This is a genomic window from Sandarakinorhabdus cyanobacteriorum, assembly GCF_002251755.1.
Classification (GTDB): domain Bacteria; phylum Pseudomonadota; class Alphaproteobacteria; order Sphingomonadales; family Sphingomonadaceae; genus Sandarakinorhabdus; species Sandarakinorhabdus cyanobacteriorum.
The window spans coordinates 1-15,402 of sequence record NZ_NOXT01000059.1 but is presented as its reverse complement, the minus strand read 5'-3'; the positions used below and the strand labels follow the sequence as shown (position 1 = coordinate 15,402).

20 protein-coding genes are annotated in these 15,402 nt (G+C 61.9%); 14 read left to right on the top strand and 6 right to left on the bottom strand.

Going from position 1 to position 15,402, the window contains the following annotated elements; genetic code table 11:
- Positions 1 to 158: 158 nt before the first annotated feature.
- From CHU93_RS01810 to CHU93_RS01790, 5 genes are all read right to left on the bottom strand, one after another.
- Positions 159 to 905: a helix-turn-helix transcriptional regulator gene (locus tag CHU93_RS01810; RefSeq protein ID WP_094472497.1), complete on the bottom strand. Its 747-nt coding sequence runs from the start codon at positions 903 to 905 to the stop codon at positions 159 to 161.
- A 268-nt stretch (positions 906 to 1,173) separates the two neighbouring features.
- Positions 1,174 to 1,704: a cysteine hydrolase family protein gene (locus CHU93_RS01805; protein ID WP_094472496.1), complete on the bottom strand. Its 531-nt coding sequence runs from the start codon at positions 1,702 to 1,704 to the stop codon at positions 1,174 to 1,176.
- A 244-nt stretch (positions 1,705 to 1,948) separates the two neighbouring features.
- The gene (locus CHU93_RS01800; protein ID WP_094472495.1) at positions 1,949 to 2,323 is read right to left on the bottom strand and encodes a DUF1801 domain-containing protein; all 375 of its coding nucleotides are present in this window, start codon (positions 2,321 to 2,323) and stop codon (positions 1,949 to 1,951) included.
- A gap of 40 nt (positions 2,324 to 2,363) precedes the next feature.
- Positions 2,364 to 2,708, bottom strand: coding sequence for an antibiotic biosynthesis monooxygenase family protein (locus CHU93_RS01795; RefSeq protein WP_094472494.1), 345 nt, complete (start codon positions 2,706 to 2,708; stop codon positions 2,364 to 2,366).
- The gene (locus CHU93_RS01790) at positions 2,705 to 3,034 is read right to left on the bottom strand and encodes an NIPSNAP family protein (protein ID WP_094472493.1); all 330 of its coding nucleotides are present in this window, start codon (positions 3,032 to 3,034) and stop codon (positions 2,705 to 2,707) included. The genes CHU93_RS01795 and CHU93_RS01790 overlap by 4 nt, the downstream gene beginning before the upstream one ends.
- A gap of 73 nt (positions 3,035 to 3,107) precedes the next feature.
- Here CHU93_RS01790 and CHU93_RS01785 point away from each other — a divergent pair, with 73 nt between their 5' ends.
- The 9 genes from CHU93_RS01785 (at position 3,108) to CHU93_RS01745 (ending at position 10,189) form a co-directional block, all read left to right on the top strand.
- Entirely contained in the window at positions 3,108 to 3,806 is a 699-nt protein-coding gene (locus CHU93_RS01785; RefSeq protein ID WP_094472492.1) for an ArsR/SmtB family transcription factor, read from the top strand.
- Positions 3,807 to 4,198: 392 nt separating this feature from the next.
- Positions 4,199 to 6,292, top strand: a complete 2,094-nt coding sequence (locus CHU93_RS01780) for a ParB/RepB/Spo0J family partition protein (protein ID WP_165768560.1) — start codon at positions 4,199 to 4,201, stop codon at positions 6,290 to 6,292.
- A gap of 82 nt (positions 6,293 to 6,374) precedes the next feature.
- Positions 6,375 to 7,325: an ArdC family protein gene (locus tag CHU93_RS01775; RefSeq protein WP_094472490.1), complete on the top strand. Its 951-nt coding sequence runs from the start codon at positions 6,375 to 6,377 to the stop codon at positions 7,323 to 7,325.
- Complete coding sequence (locus tag CHU93_RS01770; protein ID WP_094472489.1) at positions 7,294 to 7,686, top strand: hypothetical protein; 393 nt, start codon at positions 7,294 to 7,296, stop codon at positions 7,684 to 7,686. The genes CHU93_RS01775 and CHU93_RS01770 overlap by 32 nt, the downstream gene beginning before the upstream one ends.
- Positions 7,687 to 7,733: 47 nt before the next feature.
- The gene (locus tag CHU93_RS01765; protein WP_094472488.1) at positions 7,734 to 8,375 is read left to right on the top strand and encodes a hypothetical protein; all 642 of its coding nucleotides are present in this window, start codon (positions 7,734 to 7,736) and stop codon (positions 8,373 to 8,375) included.
- A gap of 12 nt (positions 8,376 to 8,387) precedes the next feature.
- Complete coding sequence (locus tag CHU93_RS01760; RefSeq protein ID WP_094472487.1) at positions 8,388 to 9,011, top strand: DUF6927 domain-containing protein; 624 nt, start codon at positions 8,388 to 8,390, stop codon at positions 9,009 to 9,011.
- Positions 9,012 to 9,027: 16 nt separating this feature from the next.
- Entirely contained in the window at positions 9,028 to 9,228 is a 201-nt protein-coding gene (locus CHU93_RS01755; RefSeq protein ID WP_094472486.1) for a hypothetical protein, read from the top strand.
- Between the two features lie 111 nt (positions 9,229 to 9,339).
- Complete coding sequence (locus CHU93_RS01750) at positions 9,340 to 9,690, top strand: antitoxin Xre/MbcA/ParS toxin-binding domain-containing protein (RefSeq protein WP_054590611.1); 351 nt, start codon at positions 9,340 to 9,342, stop codon at positions 9,688 to 9,690.
- A gap of 4 nt (positions 9,691 to 9,694) precedes the next feature.
- On the top strand, positions 9,695 to 10,189 hold the full coding sequence (locus CHU93_RS01745; protein WP_069052198.1) for an RES family NAD+ phosphorylase: 495 nt from the start codon (positions 9,695 to 9,697) through the stop codon (positions 10,187 to 10,189).
- Positions 10,190 to 10,196: 7 nt separating this feature from the next.
- Here CHU93_RS01745 and CHU93_RS01740 read toward each other — a convergent pair whose 3' ends face one another.
- A complete protein-coding gene (locus tag CHU93_RS01740) occupies positions 10,197 to 10,694 on the bottom strand; it encodes a hypothetical protein (RefSeq protein WP_058803380.1) in 498 nt (165 codons plus the stop codon).
- A 67-nt stretch (positions 10,695 to 10,761) separates the two neighbouring features.
- Between CHU93_RS01740 and CHU93_RS01735 the strand changes: the two genes are divergently transcribed.
- The 5 genes from CHU93_RS01735 to CHU93_RS01715 all read left to right on the top strand — a co-directional run bounded on the left by CHU93_RS01735 (position 10,762) and on the right by CHU93_RS01715 (position 15,362).
- On the top strand, positions 10,762 to 12,048 hold the full coding sequence (locus CHU93_RS01735; protein WP_094472485.1) for a hypothetical protein: 1,287 nt from the start codon (positions 10,762 to 10,764) through the stop codon (positions 12,046 to 12,048).
- 47 nt (positions 12,049 to 12,095) lie between these two features.
- Positions 12,096 to 12,731, top strand: a complete 636-nt coding sequence (locus CHU93_RS01730) for a DUF7007 domain-containing protein (protein ID WP_423825883.1) — start codon at positions 12,096 to 12,098, stop codon at positions 12,729 to 12,731.
- A 103-nt stretch (positions 12,732 to 12,834) separates the two neighbouring features.
- Positions 12,835 to 14,508 carry a hypothetical protein gene (locus CHU93_RS01725; protein ID WP_094472483.1) on the top strand — a complete coding sequence of 558 codons (1,674 nt, stop codon included), beginning with the start codon at positions 12,835 to 12,837 and terminating at the stop codon, positions 14,506 to 14,508.
- Positions 14,509 to 14,567: 59 nt separating this feature from the next.
- Positions 14,568 to 14,939 carry a DUF3768 domain-containing protein gene (locus CHU93_RS01720; RefSeq protein ID WP_094472482.1) on the top strand — a complete coding sequence of 124 codons (372 nt, stop codon included), beginning with the start codon at positions 14,568 to 14,570 and terminating at the stop codon, positions 14,937 to 14,939.
- Between the two features lie 72 nt (positions 14,940 to 15,011).
- Positions 15,012 to 15,362 (top strand): hypothetical protein, encoded by a 351-nt coding sequence (locus CHU93_RS01715; RefSeq protein WP_094472481.1) that lies wholly within the window; start codon positions 15,012 to 15,014, stop codon positions 15,360 to 15,362.
- Positions 15,363 to 15,402 lie beyond the last annotated feature (40 nt).

Genomic DNA, 15,402 nt, shown 5'->3' with positions numbered 1-15,402 from the left:
TTGACGCTCGTGCAAGCGATTTAATAGGTCCTGAGCCTAGGGAAATCCTTAGATCGGAGCCGTCACTGCGGATCGTGTAAGTAGCGCTACTCGCTGCTGAAACGCCCAGATTCGCTGCGAACCACAAAGTCATCGGCGCACCAACCGACGGATGCTGGCTAGCTGGCGATGTCTCCAAACATCAGGGCCCTGGCAACAGCCTGCGCGGTCGTCGCTGCCCCCAACTTGCGACGTGCCCGGTGGAGATGGAGCTCGACCGTCGCTTCGGAGAGGCGCAGTTTTTCGGCAATGCGCGTCACTCTCAGGCCCTGCGCCAGCAATGCCATGCAGTCCCTTTCGCGCGCAGACAAGGGTTTGGCCCCCACGTGGCTGCGCCGGATTTCCCCGATGCAGTGATGGTGGAACAGCAGTCCGGCAACAATCATGATTGCCTCGTGGCCCCTAATCGCGTTGAAATAGTCTCGCTCGGCGAGGGACGACCCGATTGTAAGCCCGCCTACCGGTTGCCCGCCCCCGAGCGGATCAGGCAAGGTCACCGAAAGCTGGGAACGCAAGCCAGCTTCCACAGTTTGGGCGACCGCTTCGCGCTGTTCCCGATGATCGAGCCGCCCCAGAACGCTCTCCCCCCATACGTAGGGGACAAGATTGCCCTGCCGCACGAATTCGACGTGCGGATCATGGATGTCGAGCCGCTTTTCGCCGTAGTAGTCCAGCCAGGTCGGATCCATCGTCGAGAGAAACCGCACTGGTGCAGTGAAACGATCCGACACGAATGTATCGATGATGCCGTAATTGATCTGGTCTGCACCCATGCGCCCGTAGAAGTCGCGTAGTGCCTGCCACTTCAGCTCGACGCTGGTCGTCTCGAGCAGACGTGACTGCAGAGCTTCGAGACTCTCGACCATGGATGTGAGTTAACCTGAGTGTTCGCGTGTGGGCAAGCGACTTCCATGCCGAGGTTAGTCAACCGGGTGAATGCGCGGCCGCTTTCAGGAAGTTGCCGATCGAAATCGAAGGTCTACCTTGGGGTCGGTTGCTGAAGGGCAGGAATTTTTCGCGACCGGCGTCGAGCCGCCGTGCCGCTTTCGGGATCGCGCGTAGGCCCGGCTCATGGCAGGTCGTGGGTGGAAAGCTGATGGGCTGCTCTTGAGGCATGAAGCCCAGCAGAAGGGCTTACAAAATTTCAGCGCATCTCGTCATCGTAGCTCCACCTACTGGTGTAACGAGCCAGGGCCAGGTCGCATTATGATGCTCAATGACCTTGGCTGCCGGCATATGCTCGCGGTCTGCGGTTGTGTGGCCGTCTGCGGGAACCACGGTTTCAAAACCTAGCGCCAATGCGCTTCGAATCGTCGTGTCGACACAAAATTCTGTAGCAAATCCACTTATGACTAGCTTGGTCACGCCCCATTCCTTGAGAAGTGCAAGCAGATCTGTCTCCAGAAAGGCGTCGCAAGATTTTTTTGCAATGCGGACATCTTCTGGTCTCGGTTCGAGAGCCGAATAAAGGGCATGACCGGCCTGAGAAGGATGAAGTGGATCACCTTCCGGGCCACAGTGTTGAACGAAGACCACCGGATCACCACTGGCGCGGAACCTGTCAGCAAGTTCATTGAGGCGCCTTACGATCTGATCCGCATCGTAGCGAGGCGTCGCAAACAGGCCCTCTTGGACATCGACAATCAAGAGACAGCGTTTTCCCATGGGGACTGTCTACGTCCGCTTGAGGTTGATCGGCAAGCGCTTCCGAACGATAGATATGGGGTCGTTTCCCGAACGGCAGATTTTTTTCAACGAAGGCAGCTTCCTGCCGTTCGGCTTATGGTGACGGAACCTGCCAGTCAGCTTCTGCACGTTTCTCGCCAGCAGCCGCCATTCAGCAACCGACCCCTAAGCGGACAGTTTTCTACCACCCATCCAGTCCATTAAATGGTGCGCAGCGCAATCGCTACGCCGTGGCAGCAAACCAGGCCTTTGCCAGCGCGACGAGCTCTTCGATGTCCGCCTCGGGATCATTGATACGCACCACGCCGCGGTCGGGAGCTGCCCATTCGATCCGTCCGGTCGGATCGACAAACCGGAATGTCGATGCATCTTTCGTTTTGACGCCTCGGTGCAGAATCAGCTCCAGGCGATCGCCGGGGTGCAATCGCATGGTGATGCGATCATCGCCCGCCCAGCAGAAGCTGGGCGCGTTCCACTTGATGCGCTCCGAAACGCCCGGATCGACACCCAACAATATCCGCCGCAATGCGCGAATGTCGTCGATTCGCCGATGGGACAGCGCGCTCAGAAACTCTTCGACGGTCTGGGATTTGCCCATTCACTTGCTCCTCGCACTCGATTGGCGATTGCTCTGTGCGCTAGTCATGTGCAGCGCGGCTGTCATGGGGCGCCTGCAGGCGATCTGTCATCCCATAGTCGCGCACGACATGGGCTACCCTCAGCCGATAATCGGCGAACACCCCGTTACGGCCCCTGGTCTGCGTTGAGCGGTGTCGTGCCGAAGCGCGCCATGTCGCAACCGCTTCTTCGTCCCTGAAAAAGGACAGCGACAGGAGCTTGTCCGGATCGGAGAGGCTCGTGAACCGCTCGATCGAGACAAAGCCGTCGAGCCGGCACAATTCATCGCGCAAGGCGGCTGCCAGATCGAGATAATGTTGCGTCGCACCTTCCGCTGGCCACACTTCGAACAGGACAGCAATCATCGCTGGATCAGCCCACCGTGCGGGGCCGAGGCCAATCTGCAGAATATCCGATCCTCTCGCCGGATGAATTGCTCCCTCTTGGCAAATTCGTAGTTGGATCGCCCCAGAGGATCGTTGCGCAGGCGCTCGCGATAGGCTTCATAGGCCGCGAGGCTGCCGATGCTATAGACGCCATATGCCGTGGTGGCCGAGCCTTCGTGAGGCGCAAAATAGCCGATGAGGTTGGCACCGCATCGCGGGATCGCCTCTCCCCAGTTGCGGGCATATTCGGTGAAAGCGTCCATTTTGAACGGGTCGATTTCGTAACGGATAAAGCAGGTGATCATGGGCAATCCTTGGCTAGCGATGATCGACGGGTAACGCATTGCGATACGCAAATGCTTCGGTTATGGTCGAACTATGAAAGACGGGCCTCTTGTCGCTCACATTGCCGCACTGATCGGCGACCCGGCACGCGCCAACATTCTAACCGCGCTGATGGGAGGAAAGGCCCTCACCGTATCGGAACTTGCGGAAGAGGCCGGGGTGACGCTGCAAACCACCAGCACCCATCTGGCGAAATTGCGCGATGGTAATCTGGTGGTTCCGCGCAAGCAGGGGCGGCATCGATATTTCGCGCTCGCATCACCCCAGGTGGCGCAGACCATTGAAGCGTTGATGTGCCTCTCGGCTGATCGGGGCATGCCGCGAACCCGAACCGGGCCTCGCGACGAGGCGCTGCGCTTCGCACGACGCTGCTACAATCACCTGGCAGGGACGTCCGGCGTCCAGATGTATGAAAGCCTGATCAGGCGGGGATATCTGACCATCGCAGATGCTGGTCTGACCCTTTCTCCGGATGGCTATCTTTTCGCTGAAGGTCTGGGAATTGACGTCCCTGAACTTGTCGCGCGCCGGACCCCGCTGTGCCGGGAGTGCCTCGATTGGAGTGAGCGCAAGACGCATCTGGCAGGGAGTCTCGGAAGGGCGCTCCTCGACCATATGATTGCACATCGCTGGGTCGTCTCTCACGAAACGACACGGGCGCTGACGTTCACTCCGAACGGGGCAAAGCGATTCAATGCCGCATTCCCGGCGGATTGGGAGCTCTCCGGCTGATCCGCGTTTTCCCGATCCCACCCTTCCGCTATCCACCCATTCCCGGTCATGAGCTGGGCCGATGCGCCATCCCGGAAGCGGCATGTCCGCTTCGGGCCGAACTATCAGGCTAGTCTGGTAGTCGCGAGCGGTTGAGCCGCGGTCGGCACCCGAATCGGTCTGCTCGGGCTGCGAATTGTGGCGATCCCAGGATCGCCTCACCATGAGCATCCAACCATTGCGGCATTCTGACCTCCGACGAGCCGCGCGCTCCAAATCCGGAGCATGCCACGCTTTCCATTCGCGCGGCGACAACGACTAACCCTGAGGTCTGCGTGAAACGCAGATCAGAAGGGGAGGGGGAGGGGATGTGTGCCCGGGTGATTGCCGGGTGCACATCAGGAGTGACGACGATGCTTATTCCCTTTTCCCGGCTCTATCTGAGCGATGCCAACGTGCGCAAAACGCGCAGCGAAGAAGACGATATCCAGCTATCCGCCGACATCGAAGCACGCGGCCTTTTGCAGAACCTGCTGGTCACCAAGAGCAAGAAGCGCGGCAAGTTTGCCGTGATCGCCGGTGGCCGCCGGTTGCGGGCCATCGAGATGATTGTCGCGCGCGGAGCGTGGGACCCCGATACCGAGATCGAATGCAAGCTGCTTGAGGGCAGCGAAGAGGAAGCTGGCGAGGCCTCGCTGGCTGAGAACTTCCAGCGCGTCGGGATGTCACCAGCTGAAGAATGCCGCGCCTTCCAGCACTTCATCAAGGAAGGCAGCGATGTGGCCGCGGTCGCCAAACGCTTTGGCCTGACCCAGCGCTTCGTGGAAGGCCGTCTGCGACTTGCCAACCTCGCCGAGCCGATTTTCGAGGCACTCGCCAAGGGCGATGTCACCCTCGAGATCGCCAAGGCTTACGCCGCGACCGATCAGCACGAGGTGCAACTGCGGGTCTTTGAGCAGATGCGCTACGCCTACAACCCAAGCGCCGATGCCATCCGGCGGATGGTGGCGAGCGGTTCCATGCGCGGCAATGACCCAATCGCGCTGCTGATCGGCGAAGATGCCTATGTGGCCGCCGGCGGCAAGATCGAACGCGACCTCTTCAGCGAAGCGGCAGATGATCGCTGGATCGACATCGAGATCGCCCACAGGCTTGCGGCCGAGAAGATGGAGACCGAAGCCCAGCGCATTGCTGCTGAAACTGGCCTTGCCTGGATCAGCCCAGTGGCGTCGACCAATTCATGGCAGGCGCGCAGCGAAATGGGCGTCAATGCTGTCCGGCTGCCGCCCGCGCCGCTCTCCGAAGAAGCACGAGCCCGAATTGACGCGATCGATGCCCGCATGGAAGAAATCAGCGAGATCATCGACGAAGGCCATGAAGGCGGTGAGGCCGATTTTGGGCAGCTCGAGGCCGAGTATGAGGATCTCGATGCTGAGCGCAGCGAGCTCAATAACCCGGTGCGCGAACTGCCCGAAGAATGGCGCAGTGAGGCCGGACGGTTCCTGGTTCTCACCACCCGCGGCGAAATGGTCCTCGAGGCCGATTACTACAGCGAAAAGCGCCTGTCGTTCGAGACCGATGAGAATGGCAAAGTGACAGCGACGGCCGAAGAGCCGGTCCCAGGTTCCACCAAGCGAGGCAGCGCTGCACCTTCCAGGCCCGAGGCAGTTGCGCCGGGCACGGAGAAGCCGATCAGCGCCCGCCTGTTCGACGAGCTTTCGGTTCAGCGCCGCAATATCCTGTCGGCATCCCTCCTCAGCGATGCCGGGCTCGCGCTTGACTTCGCCATCTTCGCGCTGGCTGACAGCCGCAGCTATGAAAGCCGGGGCACCTCGATCAAGGGCGGACGACCCAACGATCCTGCGACCGGAGAGCTTTCGCAGTCCACAGCCGAAGGGATTCTCGCCGAGGCCGAAAACGCGCTCGACACGGCCTGGCAGGAACATAGCTGTGCAGCCCAGCGCTTCATTGCCTTCCGCGAACTTGCCGACGAAGCCAAGGCGGCGTGGCTCGCCTATGCGGTGGCCATCTCGCTCGAAGCCAAGAAGGGCTATGGTTCGGAATACCATCCGATCCATGCTGTCATCGGCAGTATGCTCGACATCGACGTTGCAGCGATGTGGCGGCCGACAGCCGAGAATTTCTTCGACCGAGTCAGCAAGACCTCGTGTCTTGCCGCGCTGACCGAAGTCGGCGGCAGCGATCTTGCGGCGCGTTATGCCGCCTCGAAGAAAGCTGACCTTGCCAAGACCTGCGAGACGATCTTCGCCGGCAAGGCGATCGTTGAACAGGACGTCAAGGAAGCAGCGTTGGCCTGGTTGCCTGAAGGCATGAAGTTCACGATTGGTGCCAATCCCGCTGATCCGGTCATCCCGGACACCGACGAAAGCGACCCTGTCGCCGACGTCTGCGATGGCGATGACGGTGAAGCCGACAGCGAGGCCGAAGAGCTGATCGATGACCATGAACCTGAAGTCGCCTGTGAAGAAGCGGCGGTAGCCGCCTGAGGCGGTCAATCACCCCTCCTGATGACCTGGCCCGGCCACTCGCCTGAGTGAGCCGGGCCTCTTTTTGTTGAGGAGCAGGCCAATGCGCCAAAGACCCAAGCGCGACGTCGCGCAGGAAATCACCAATCTGATCATCAACACAATCGAGGCCGGAACGCTGCCCTGGCGCCGTCCCTGGAAGAAGACCGGGATGGGCGGAGCGCCGCTGCGCGCTGCAGGCGTCCCTTACACAGGGATCAACCGCCTCTATCTTTGGGCGGTCGCCGATCACTATGGATATGGCTCACGCTACTGGATGACCTGGCGCCAGGCCATCGAGCTTGGCGGACAGGTCCGCAAGGGCGAGACCGCCGAGCCGAGCATCTACTTCAACAGCACGAAGAAGACTGCAATCGACCATGCAACCGGTGAGGAATCGTCGAAAACCATCCGCTTCATGCGCGCCTACAGCGTGTTCAACGCCTCGCAGATCGATGGCCTTCCGCCCCATTTCTATCCGAACCCGGTGCCTGAAGCGCCGCCAACGCCCTCGCAGAAGGCCGCTGCCATCGAGCGCTTCTTCGCACCCATCCCGGCTGACATACGCCTCGGCGGGGACCGGGCGTTCTACTCGCCGGGCGCTGATTATATTCAGCTTCCGCACCCCAATGTCTTCAACACCGAAGACGGGTTCGTGGCCACGAAAGCGCACGAACTTGGGCATTGGTCTGGCCATGCCTCGCGGCTCGCCCGCGAATTTGGCAAGCGTTTTGGCGACAAGGCTTATGCGTTCGAGGAGCTGGTAGCCGAGCAGGTGAGTGCCCGGATTTGTTATGAATTGGGCCTTCCGGCAGACCTCCACGAAAGCCATGCCAGTTATGTCTCGCACTGGCTGGAGATCCTCAAGGCGGACAAGACGGCGATCATCACCGCGGCCGCGAAGGCCGATCAGGCATTCAACCATCTTGCGGCCTATTCGGGCTACCAGAGCGAACCTGTCGAGGATGAAGGGGAGGAAGCCGATGAAACGGCGCCAGTTCCGGCTTGTGCTTGAGCCAACCCCCGAGGAGGTCGTTCGCCTCACCCAGCTTCACCGTTACGCCGGCGATGTTGCAGGCCGGGGGAGGGCGCCCATTGGCGGTGTGCTGGCTGAGTATATCGCAGGCCTGTTTCCCCAGAGGGATCCACGCCAGGTGCTGGACGGTCTTCTCGGCAAGGAGGACGCCGGTTGGTCGCTTGGCACAGCTCCGGGTCAAGGCCCAACGCTCATCATCCAGACAACCGAGGCGGGCGTTGCCGTCTCGGCAGTTGCGCGAATCCTCGAACAGATTGCGCCAAACACGCTCCTACGACCGATGATCTACGAGCCGTTGCCGCTGCAGGGCCTAAGCGAACATCGTCGCAGCCTGCATTGAGGGAAGGGGGATGGGGCCATTGCATCTTGCAATGGAAAGGAAGCCTCATGTCCTGCGACATCGATTACCGTTACCGCCGCGCACTCCAGCCTGATGGACTGACAACCTTCGAGAATGCGCTGCGAGCATTGAACGAGGCCGTCGATGATGTCCGCCTTGCAGGCCGGCAGGCTGCAAACTGCCCAGCAGTGCTGCTCCTCACCCGCCACCTTCAGCGGATTGCCGACGGAAGGCCAACCGAATGTGAGGCAGACGACCAGGCGCTGCGGTCCCAGTGCATCGAACGCCTTGCCGAGCTCAAGCACCGACCGGCGATCATTGCGCTGGTCAAGCGCGGGATCGACTATCGTCCCGAAGAGCTGCGCCACTATCGGCGCGAGGGCACGCGCGCGCTCCGTCAGATCGCAGCAGGGATCGGGCTCGAGCACGCCGATTACCGCATCAGCTATTACACCTCACAGGAACAGCTCGCGGGCGAGCATGTGCTGGAAGCCGACGGGATCTACGTCCGGATCAGCCCGGAAAGGTTCGGCGAGCCAGGTCTCGCCTGGCGCAACCCGTTCTGGAAACCGCCTGGCGCGGTGATGCGCAAAGCGCCGATCACCGCCCTTGCAGACATTCCCGCACTCACGGCGCGGATCGCGCGCGAATTGAAGATCGCACCTCCGGTTCAGCCGGGGCTTATCTGAAGGAGAACGCACATGGGCTGGCTTTACATGCACCGTGCCGGAATGGGTGGCTTCGACACTCCCAAGGCCTATCTCGACAATCAGCTCACATGGGAGCGCGAGAATGAAGAAACCGGCACCTTCGAAGGATGCCGGGTCATCAGAAGCGTGTCCACAACCGGGGCCTATTACGCGGCTGTCCAGCGCTATGGACCGAACAACCAGACCCACGCCATCTCCGCGGTGATCTGTTTTGTCCGCTGGAACCCCAAGGCCGCAGACGGCCTCCTGTTCGGTTATAAGGACATGGATGAAAACTCCGGGCCGGTGGAGGCTGGGTGTCCCAGAAGTATCCTCGAGGAACTCGGGCCAACCAGTCACCCTTATGCCCTCGACTGGCGCAACCGGTGCTACCGGCAGCTGCGGCTGAAGGAACGCAAGATCGCCGATGGCGACATGATCCGGCTGCCTGAACCCATGCAGTTCACCGACGGGAGCGAACACGCGGAATTCAGGGTGACAAAGCGCGGCGCGAAGATTGAACTCAGCACGCCCGATGGGCGAGGCCGGTTCCGCATCAGCAGATTGATGGAGCGCCGGTTCGAAGTCGTGCCCCCCAAGCGTGCGCCGCGCACATTCTTCCCGGCAACGCCGTAACGCTCGGGAGTTGACCATGCTGCTTCAGAGCCTCGATCCCAGAAGGGCGATCCTGTGCGGACGCGCCAATGCCGAGCGCCTCGCCATCCGGATGACAGCAAATTCCGGGCAGAGCCATGCCGTGGTGCGGACGAACAGCAAGCTCCAGCCCTTCTGCGTTCTGCCTGCAGAAGAGGGCCTTCCCGGTGCGATCGAATTGCAGGTCGTGGTTTTGTAAGAGCGGGTAACCTCTGCGGCAGAACCGGAACACCTACTGAGTCTGGCACAGCAAACCTTGATTACCGCAAAGATTGACGCTATATCGCGTCAGAATTCATGGGAAAGTGCAATGGCGATTCAAAACTACGCTGACAACGGAGCGTTTGCTCCGCGCAAGATCGTCGACGCGCTGCGGACCACCAGCGACGAACTCGCACGCTCGCTGGGCCTCGGCAAGGACGCGATCCAGCGCAAAGACCGGATCGCGTCCGATCGTACCCAGCGCCGCCTTCGCCAGATGGTCGAGGTGCTCAACAAGGTCGAGCCGCGCTTTGGCTCGGCGCTGCTGGCCTATGCCTGGTACCGCTCGGAACCGCTGCCCGGCTTCTCGGGCCAGACCGCCATGCAGCTGGTGCAAAGCAACCGGGCCGACGACGTGCTGACCTATATCGACGCGGTCGACGCCGGCGTCCACGCCTAGTCCAATGCACTTTACCGGGCTGCTCTACCGCGCCCACAATCCGGTTTGGTCCCGCGAACCCCTCTCAGGGGAGGGGGCGGCCCGGTTTGGTGGACGGTTCAATCGCATCGGGCGCATCGCGCTCTATACTTCCCTCGCCCCTGAGACCGCGCTGCGCGAGGCCAATCAGGTTGGCACCCTCCAGCCCACCACGCTCGTCGCTTATCAGGCCGACATCGGACCGTTGCTCGATGGCCGCGATGCGGCTGCATTGCGGCCTTTCGGTATCGCACCGGCTGAGCTTGCCGACCCGGCGTGGCGCGATCGGATGCTCTCAGGCAAGCCGGTCCCGACGCAAGACCTGGCGGAGGCCGCGATCGCGCAAGGCTATGCCGGCATCGTCGTCCCGAGCTACGCCCGGGGTGCCCCCGCGGACGCGCTCAATCTGGTCCTGTGGGACTGGGACGGGCGCATCACGCTTGTTGATGACGACGACCGGCTTGGCCTTCGCAATAACTGATGGCCGCTTATTCCTCGATCATCCCTCCAAGACCGGGATCGAGATACCACGATGGGCCTTCGGTAAAGTCGGCGTTGCGGGCAGGAACAGGGCCATCAGGCTCTGACGAGACGTAAGGGTTGACCATCGGTGCAGGGTGCTGGCCCGAGCGCAGAATGTGCCCCGACATCTGGCACCGCGGCCCGAGGAGCTCGAAGAGCCATTCGAGATCGTCGAGCATCTGGACAACTCCGCGCCCTGCCAGCGCATAGTAGAGGCAGCGCTGATAGTCATCGCAATGGCAGGACAGGATCTGCGTCAGCCGAGCCTTGGCATTGGGCAGTCCCTGAAACACGCCCTGCAAGGTCTCATAGAGCTCGCGCGCCGAGTAGTAGGCATCGAACGGCTCCACTCCGATCGAGGCATTGGCGAGCATGCGCTTGGTTGGGCGGCAATTCGGATCAAGTGCCGCGTCGCGCAGCGTGACATCGAGGTCGAACTTGCCGATATCAAAGACCTTGTTCATTATTCATAGGCTCCTGCAGATTATGAACATATCGTGAACAAACGACAGGGTCAAGGCGTCATCATGCATGTGGCTGGTAGGTAAGGACACCACAGGAAAGACCGGCAGGGTCGCCATCAGCGACGAGCTGAAGGCTGCGCTGGTGCGCTGGTATACAGGCCGGGGCAGTGAGGCCGACCACCGCGCTTGCGTCTCACTGGTCTCGACCGCGCGAGAGAACCACAAGTGGATCGCCTGCGATTGCCTTGGGGCAGAGCGGCCGCCGCCGCTGATGAGCGCGGCCTATCTCAGTTTTCAGGAAACCTATTACCTCCGGCGTCTTACTTCACGGCCAGGCCACGATTCAGGCTGCCCATTTCATCTGCCGCAGGCACCACCGCGCATCCGCGAGACCATGAAGGATTCGCTCTATGCCATCGGCATTCCGAAAGGCCTGTTCAGCGCACACCAGAAGGCGCCGGAGAAGCTTGCACAGAGGCCAGAGGACATAGAGCCCGACGACCGCTCACGCGGCGTCGCTATCCCGCGCCTGGGCAAGCTGCTCTGGTTGCTGCTCGAACGCGCAGGCTCGAATATCCTGCGCGAATTACCGCCTAGTGGCAGGCGCGCAGGCTCGATCAGCGAAGAAATGCGCCACCTCAAGCGCGCCGCCGAGGGCCTCGACATCGCGCCGGGCATTCGGCTGTCGGATCATCTCTACACCAACGCGATCGATTACGAGAAACGGCGCGTCCATGCCCGATTGCGGGCTGCGGCCGAGACCTGGCCGCCCGAGTTTGCACCGCAGGCCTTTCTGCTTCTCGAAGCGAGCGAGGTCATATCGAGCGAGGTGGTGACGGGGCTCGGAACTGTCGAAATCCGCAATCGCATCCAGCACACCGGGATCATCCGGGCCGAGGTCGAGCCACCCTTTCTCGTGCTGGCCGTCGTCGGCGAGCATAGTCGGCGCGAAGGATACCTGGCGCTGCGCGCCTATGCCCAGCCTGTCTTCAGCGGGAACCAGTTCGTGCCCGCCGAGCGTGAACACGATCGCGACGTGCTGCGCGCGCTCCAACAGGCCCAGTATGAACTGCGCCGTCTCGGTGTCAGGATGGCGGTCAAGAAGGTCCTCTTTGACATAACGCTGGCTGCGGGCTCAGCGAGGCCGGATTTCCTCGTGGCGCTGCTCGATGAGCATAGCGGGGTGGAATGCAAGTTCGCGCTCCAGATCCTGCAGTCGGATGATCCTGACTACCTTGAGCTGCGCAGCATCGAGCGCGAGCGTCTCGGTCAGGCCGGGCTTGTCGTATCCATGGCCGTCAGCAGTGTGACGCCTGAGGCAATTATCAGCGAAGCCCGCCGCATTCTCGCGTGAAGGGGAGGGGGAGGATGTGAGCGAACCTGAAGAAGGAGAGTTCGCTCATGACATGCTTTGCTCCCTCGCCGCGCCCATCGACATCGATCTGGGGCGCTGTGCAACAGGCCGATCAGCTTGGCCCCGGGATTTGGTCGGTGATGACCGCCAGCCACGGCGGCATCGTTCTGTCCGATCAGAGACAGGCCGCCATGCCGTCGGCGCTACAGATCGAGGGAGGGTCCTACGAGGAAGACTGCGATTGGTCGCTCCCGATCCTTGCCTTTTCCAGCGAGCTTATTGGGCAGGGCCCCTGCTCCGCGGGCTTACTGCAGCTTGCCCGCGATACCGCCAAATGTTGGCATCCGGACCGCTTCAGCGCTTTTACCGGCGAGGCCGTCGAGGAGAATGCCTCCGCGATCTTGCGGACGCGGAAGGCCTACATCGCCGCGATCGGCGAATTCTGCACGACCAGCGCCTGGGGGGATTGGGCCGAATGGGTGCCGGAAGGCAAAGTCGGGGTGATTGCCCGGCAAGTCGAGCGCGTCGATCACCTTGGCCGGCCAACCTATGGCGAGGCCGAAGTCTGCGCGCTGATCGCCAAGGACCTCTACGCCGCGCGCGGCGAGGTCACAGCGCTGCGCGATACGGCGCACGAGATCATCCCCATGCCCGAGGATCTGCGGCCGAAGCGCGTGGGCTGAAGAACACGCCGAAGGCCGCCCGGCTCCGGCCAGGCATCGATCCGCCAATCTGAAGGGAAGGGGGAGGGGAGGGGCGAACCAGTGCGATGAAGGACCCCTTTCCATGAACCCGACAGTCATCCGACCCAGTGTCAGCCCGAAGACGATCACCAAAGTCACGCGCCTCTTTAACGGCACCATCGGCGATATCCTCGGCGAGCTCCTCCAGAACAGTCGCCGCGCGGGCGCTTCCCGGATCGATATCGCCTGCTGCGCCGATCATGATGGAGCGCGATTGACCCTTGTCGATGATGGAACCGGGGTCGCCGATCCGCAGACCATGATTGCGCTGGGGGATTCGGGCTGGAGCCAGCACATCCATGAGGCCGAAGACCCGGCAGGCATGGGTGTCTTCAGCCTGGCGGGCAAGGAAACCCGGATCAGCTCGCGTCATACCGATGCCGACATCGGATGGTCGGTCCATGTCCCAGCGGATGGCTGGACCGGTGCGCAGGACATTGCCGTGCAGCCCCTTGCTCGCCCCGTCGGGACGACAATCAGCTTCCTGATGCCCGGCGTGAGCGAACAGACCACCGAGCGGATTCTGCGCGAGGTCGCGAAGTTCTACCCGCTGCCGGTGTTCTTCAATGGCACGGAAATGCCACGCGAGGACTTTCTCGCCAAAGCAATCTACATCGCCGAGTGGAACGGCAGCCAGATCGGCGTGTTTGCAGGGCGCGAATACCACCAGGACCCCACCGCGAACTTCCATGGCATGGTGCTCACCCGCAAGCTTGCCAGCGTCTCGGAGAGCCTTGGCGGCAAGACCTACCATGCCCGGCTCGATATCGGGGCCACCCCGGGCCTTGCCCTTGTGCTCCCAGCGCGCAAGGAGTTCGTCGAGAACGCTGCCTTTGCGGCGCTGCAGGCAGCGTGCAAGCGCACGATCTATGCCGCGCTGGCGCACAGAGGCCAGCACCGGCTTTCCTTCGAGAACTGGAAGGAAGCGCGCGACCTGGGGGTCGCGCTGCCGGAGGCCGACCCCTGCCTGCCCCGCTGGCATGCTGCCATTGCGGAGAGCGACAACGTCAATGTCGAGTATGAAGAAATCGCAGCAGGTGCGGACACGATCCTTGTCACGGATCTTGAGCCCGATATTGCCCAGGGACTGGAGCGCGCGCTGCGCGACCACCCCTTGCGCCCGCACCTCGTCGAGAACCATCCCGCATACGCTGGCTATGGCTGGTATGACGCGCTGCATCAGCTCGGCAACGTGCGCTTCTATGTTGCAGCCGGAGAGCGCGACCACGTCATCGCCGAAAACGGCAGCTTCCCCCCGCTCGATGACCATGTTCGTGCCGAGACGATCGAGCTGAGGTTTTGTGTCTTCCACCGCGCCAGCGAAACGCAGCGCGAGGAACGGATCTCGGCAGATGTCGCCTTCGTCGTCGGCGAGGATGGCTGGTACAGCGGCATCGACCAGATCCGCATTGCCTATGTTCCGGGTCCGGCGCTGACCCCTGAAACGCTGGTCGATCTGATCGAGAACGTCTGTTTCTGCGCGAACGACGACAGCGAGGCCGACTCCTGGGACACCCAGCACGAGCACTTCTTGCGCGATGCGCGCGAGCTTGCGGCCCGCGTGCTGCTCGGCGAAGACGAGGCCATTGCGGCGCGTATCCGCGACACGCTCGCCGGCATCCTGTGGGTCATTCCCAAGGACCGGCAGGTTGCCATTACCGTCGCCCCCGGGACCGCGATCAATGTTCAGCTGTCCGCTTGTCAGCCTGCCGGCTGAGGCTCGCGAGGCCGTCCGGTTGTCCGCTCGTCGTCTCTTGGATCAGGAGGAGACCTCCAATGCATGACACATCCGACCTCTCTTGTGCTCGGCAGCGCACCGAGCGCATCGCGCTGCTCAATGATGCCGCACGCCAGGGCCGTGACCGAACGGCCCGCATCGTCATGACCTCCGGGCTGCTTGCAGAATTCGGCGGCGACACCGTGGCAGACAACATGATGGCCCAGGCTCGGTTGATGGCCGCTCTGCGCCATTGCACCTTCGCCCCGGATTCGCCCGAGCGAGACTTTGCAAGCATGGATGTCGATGGCATCAAAGTGCTGATGAAGGTCGATTATTACGACACCGAACTGGCGTTCGGGTCCGAGGATCCGGCCAATCCAGCGATGACACGGCGCGTCATCACGCTGATGCGGCCAGCGGACTACTGATGAGTTCAGGGGCTGACATGTCAGTGCGCCGCGGGGCATCGGCCCAGTTAAGGGTGGGGAGGTAACGAGCGCATGAGCAGGCACAAAGTACCGCTTCGTGACGGGATTGCTGCTGCCAGTGCCTATGTCGGATGGGACCGACCGCTTCAGACCTATTTCGCACAGGTACTGAGCGCCCCTGACGAAGACGGAGAAGAGATCGAACTCGTATGGGTCGGAACCGATTTCGGCGAGCTCCCCCGCGCAGTTGACGCAATCCGCGTGCTCAAACCCTATTGCCATATCGATGCAAGTCTTGCCGCACAGCTCGAGATCGACAGGATGGCCTGCCTCGCCACGCGCGATGGACCCAATCAGCTCGAAGCCAAGGCCTTCATGGCGCGCCTCAGCCAGATGAAGGACAGGTCCGAGCCCGAAGCTTAGCTAGGCTCAGGACTCATTGGCCGATCCAGAAGATGACGGT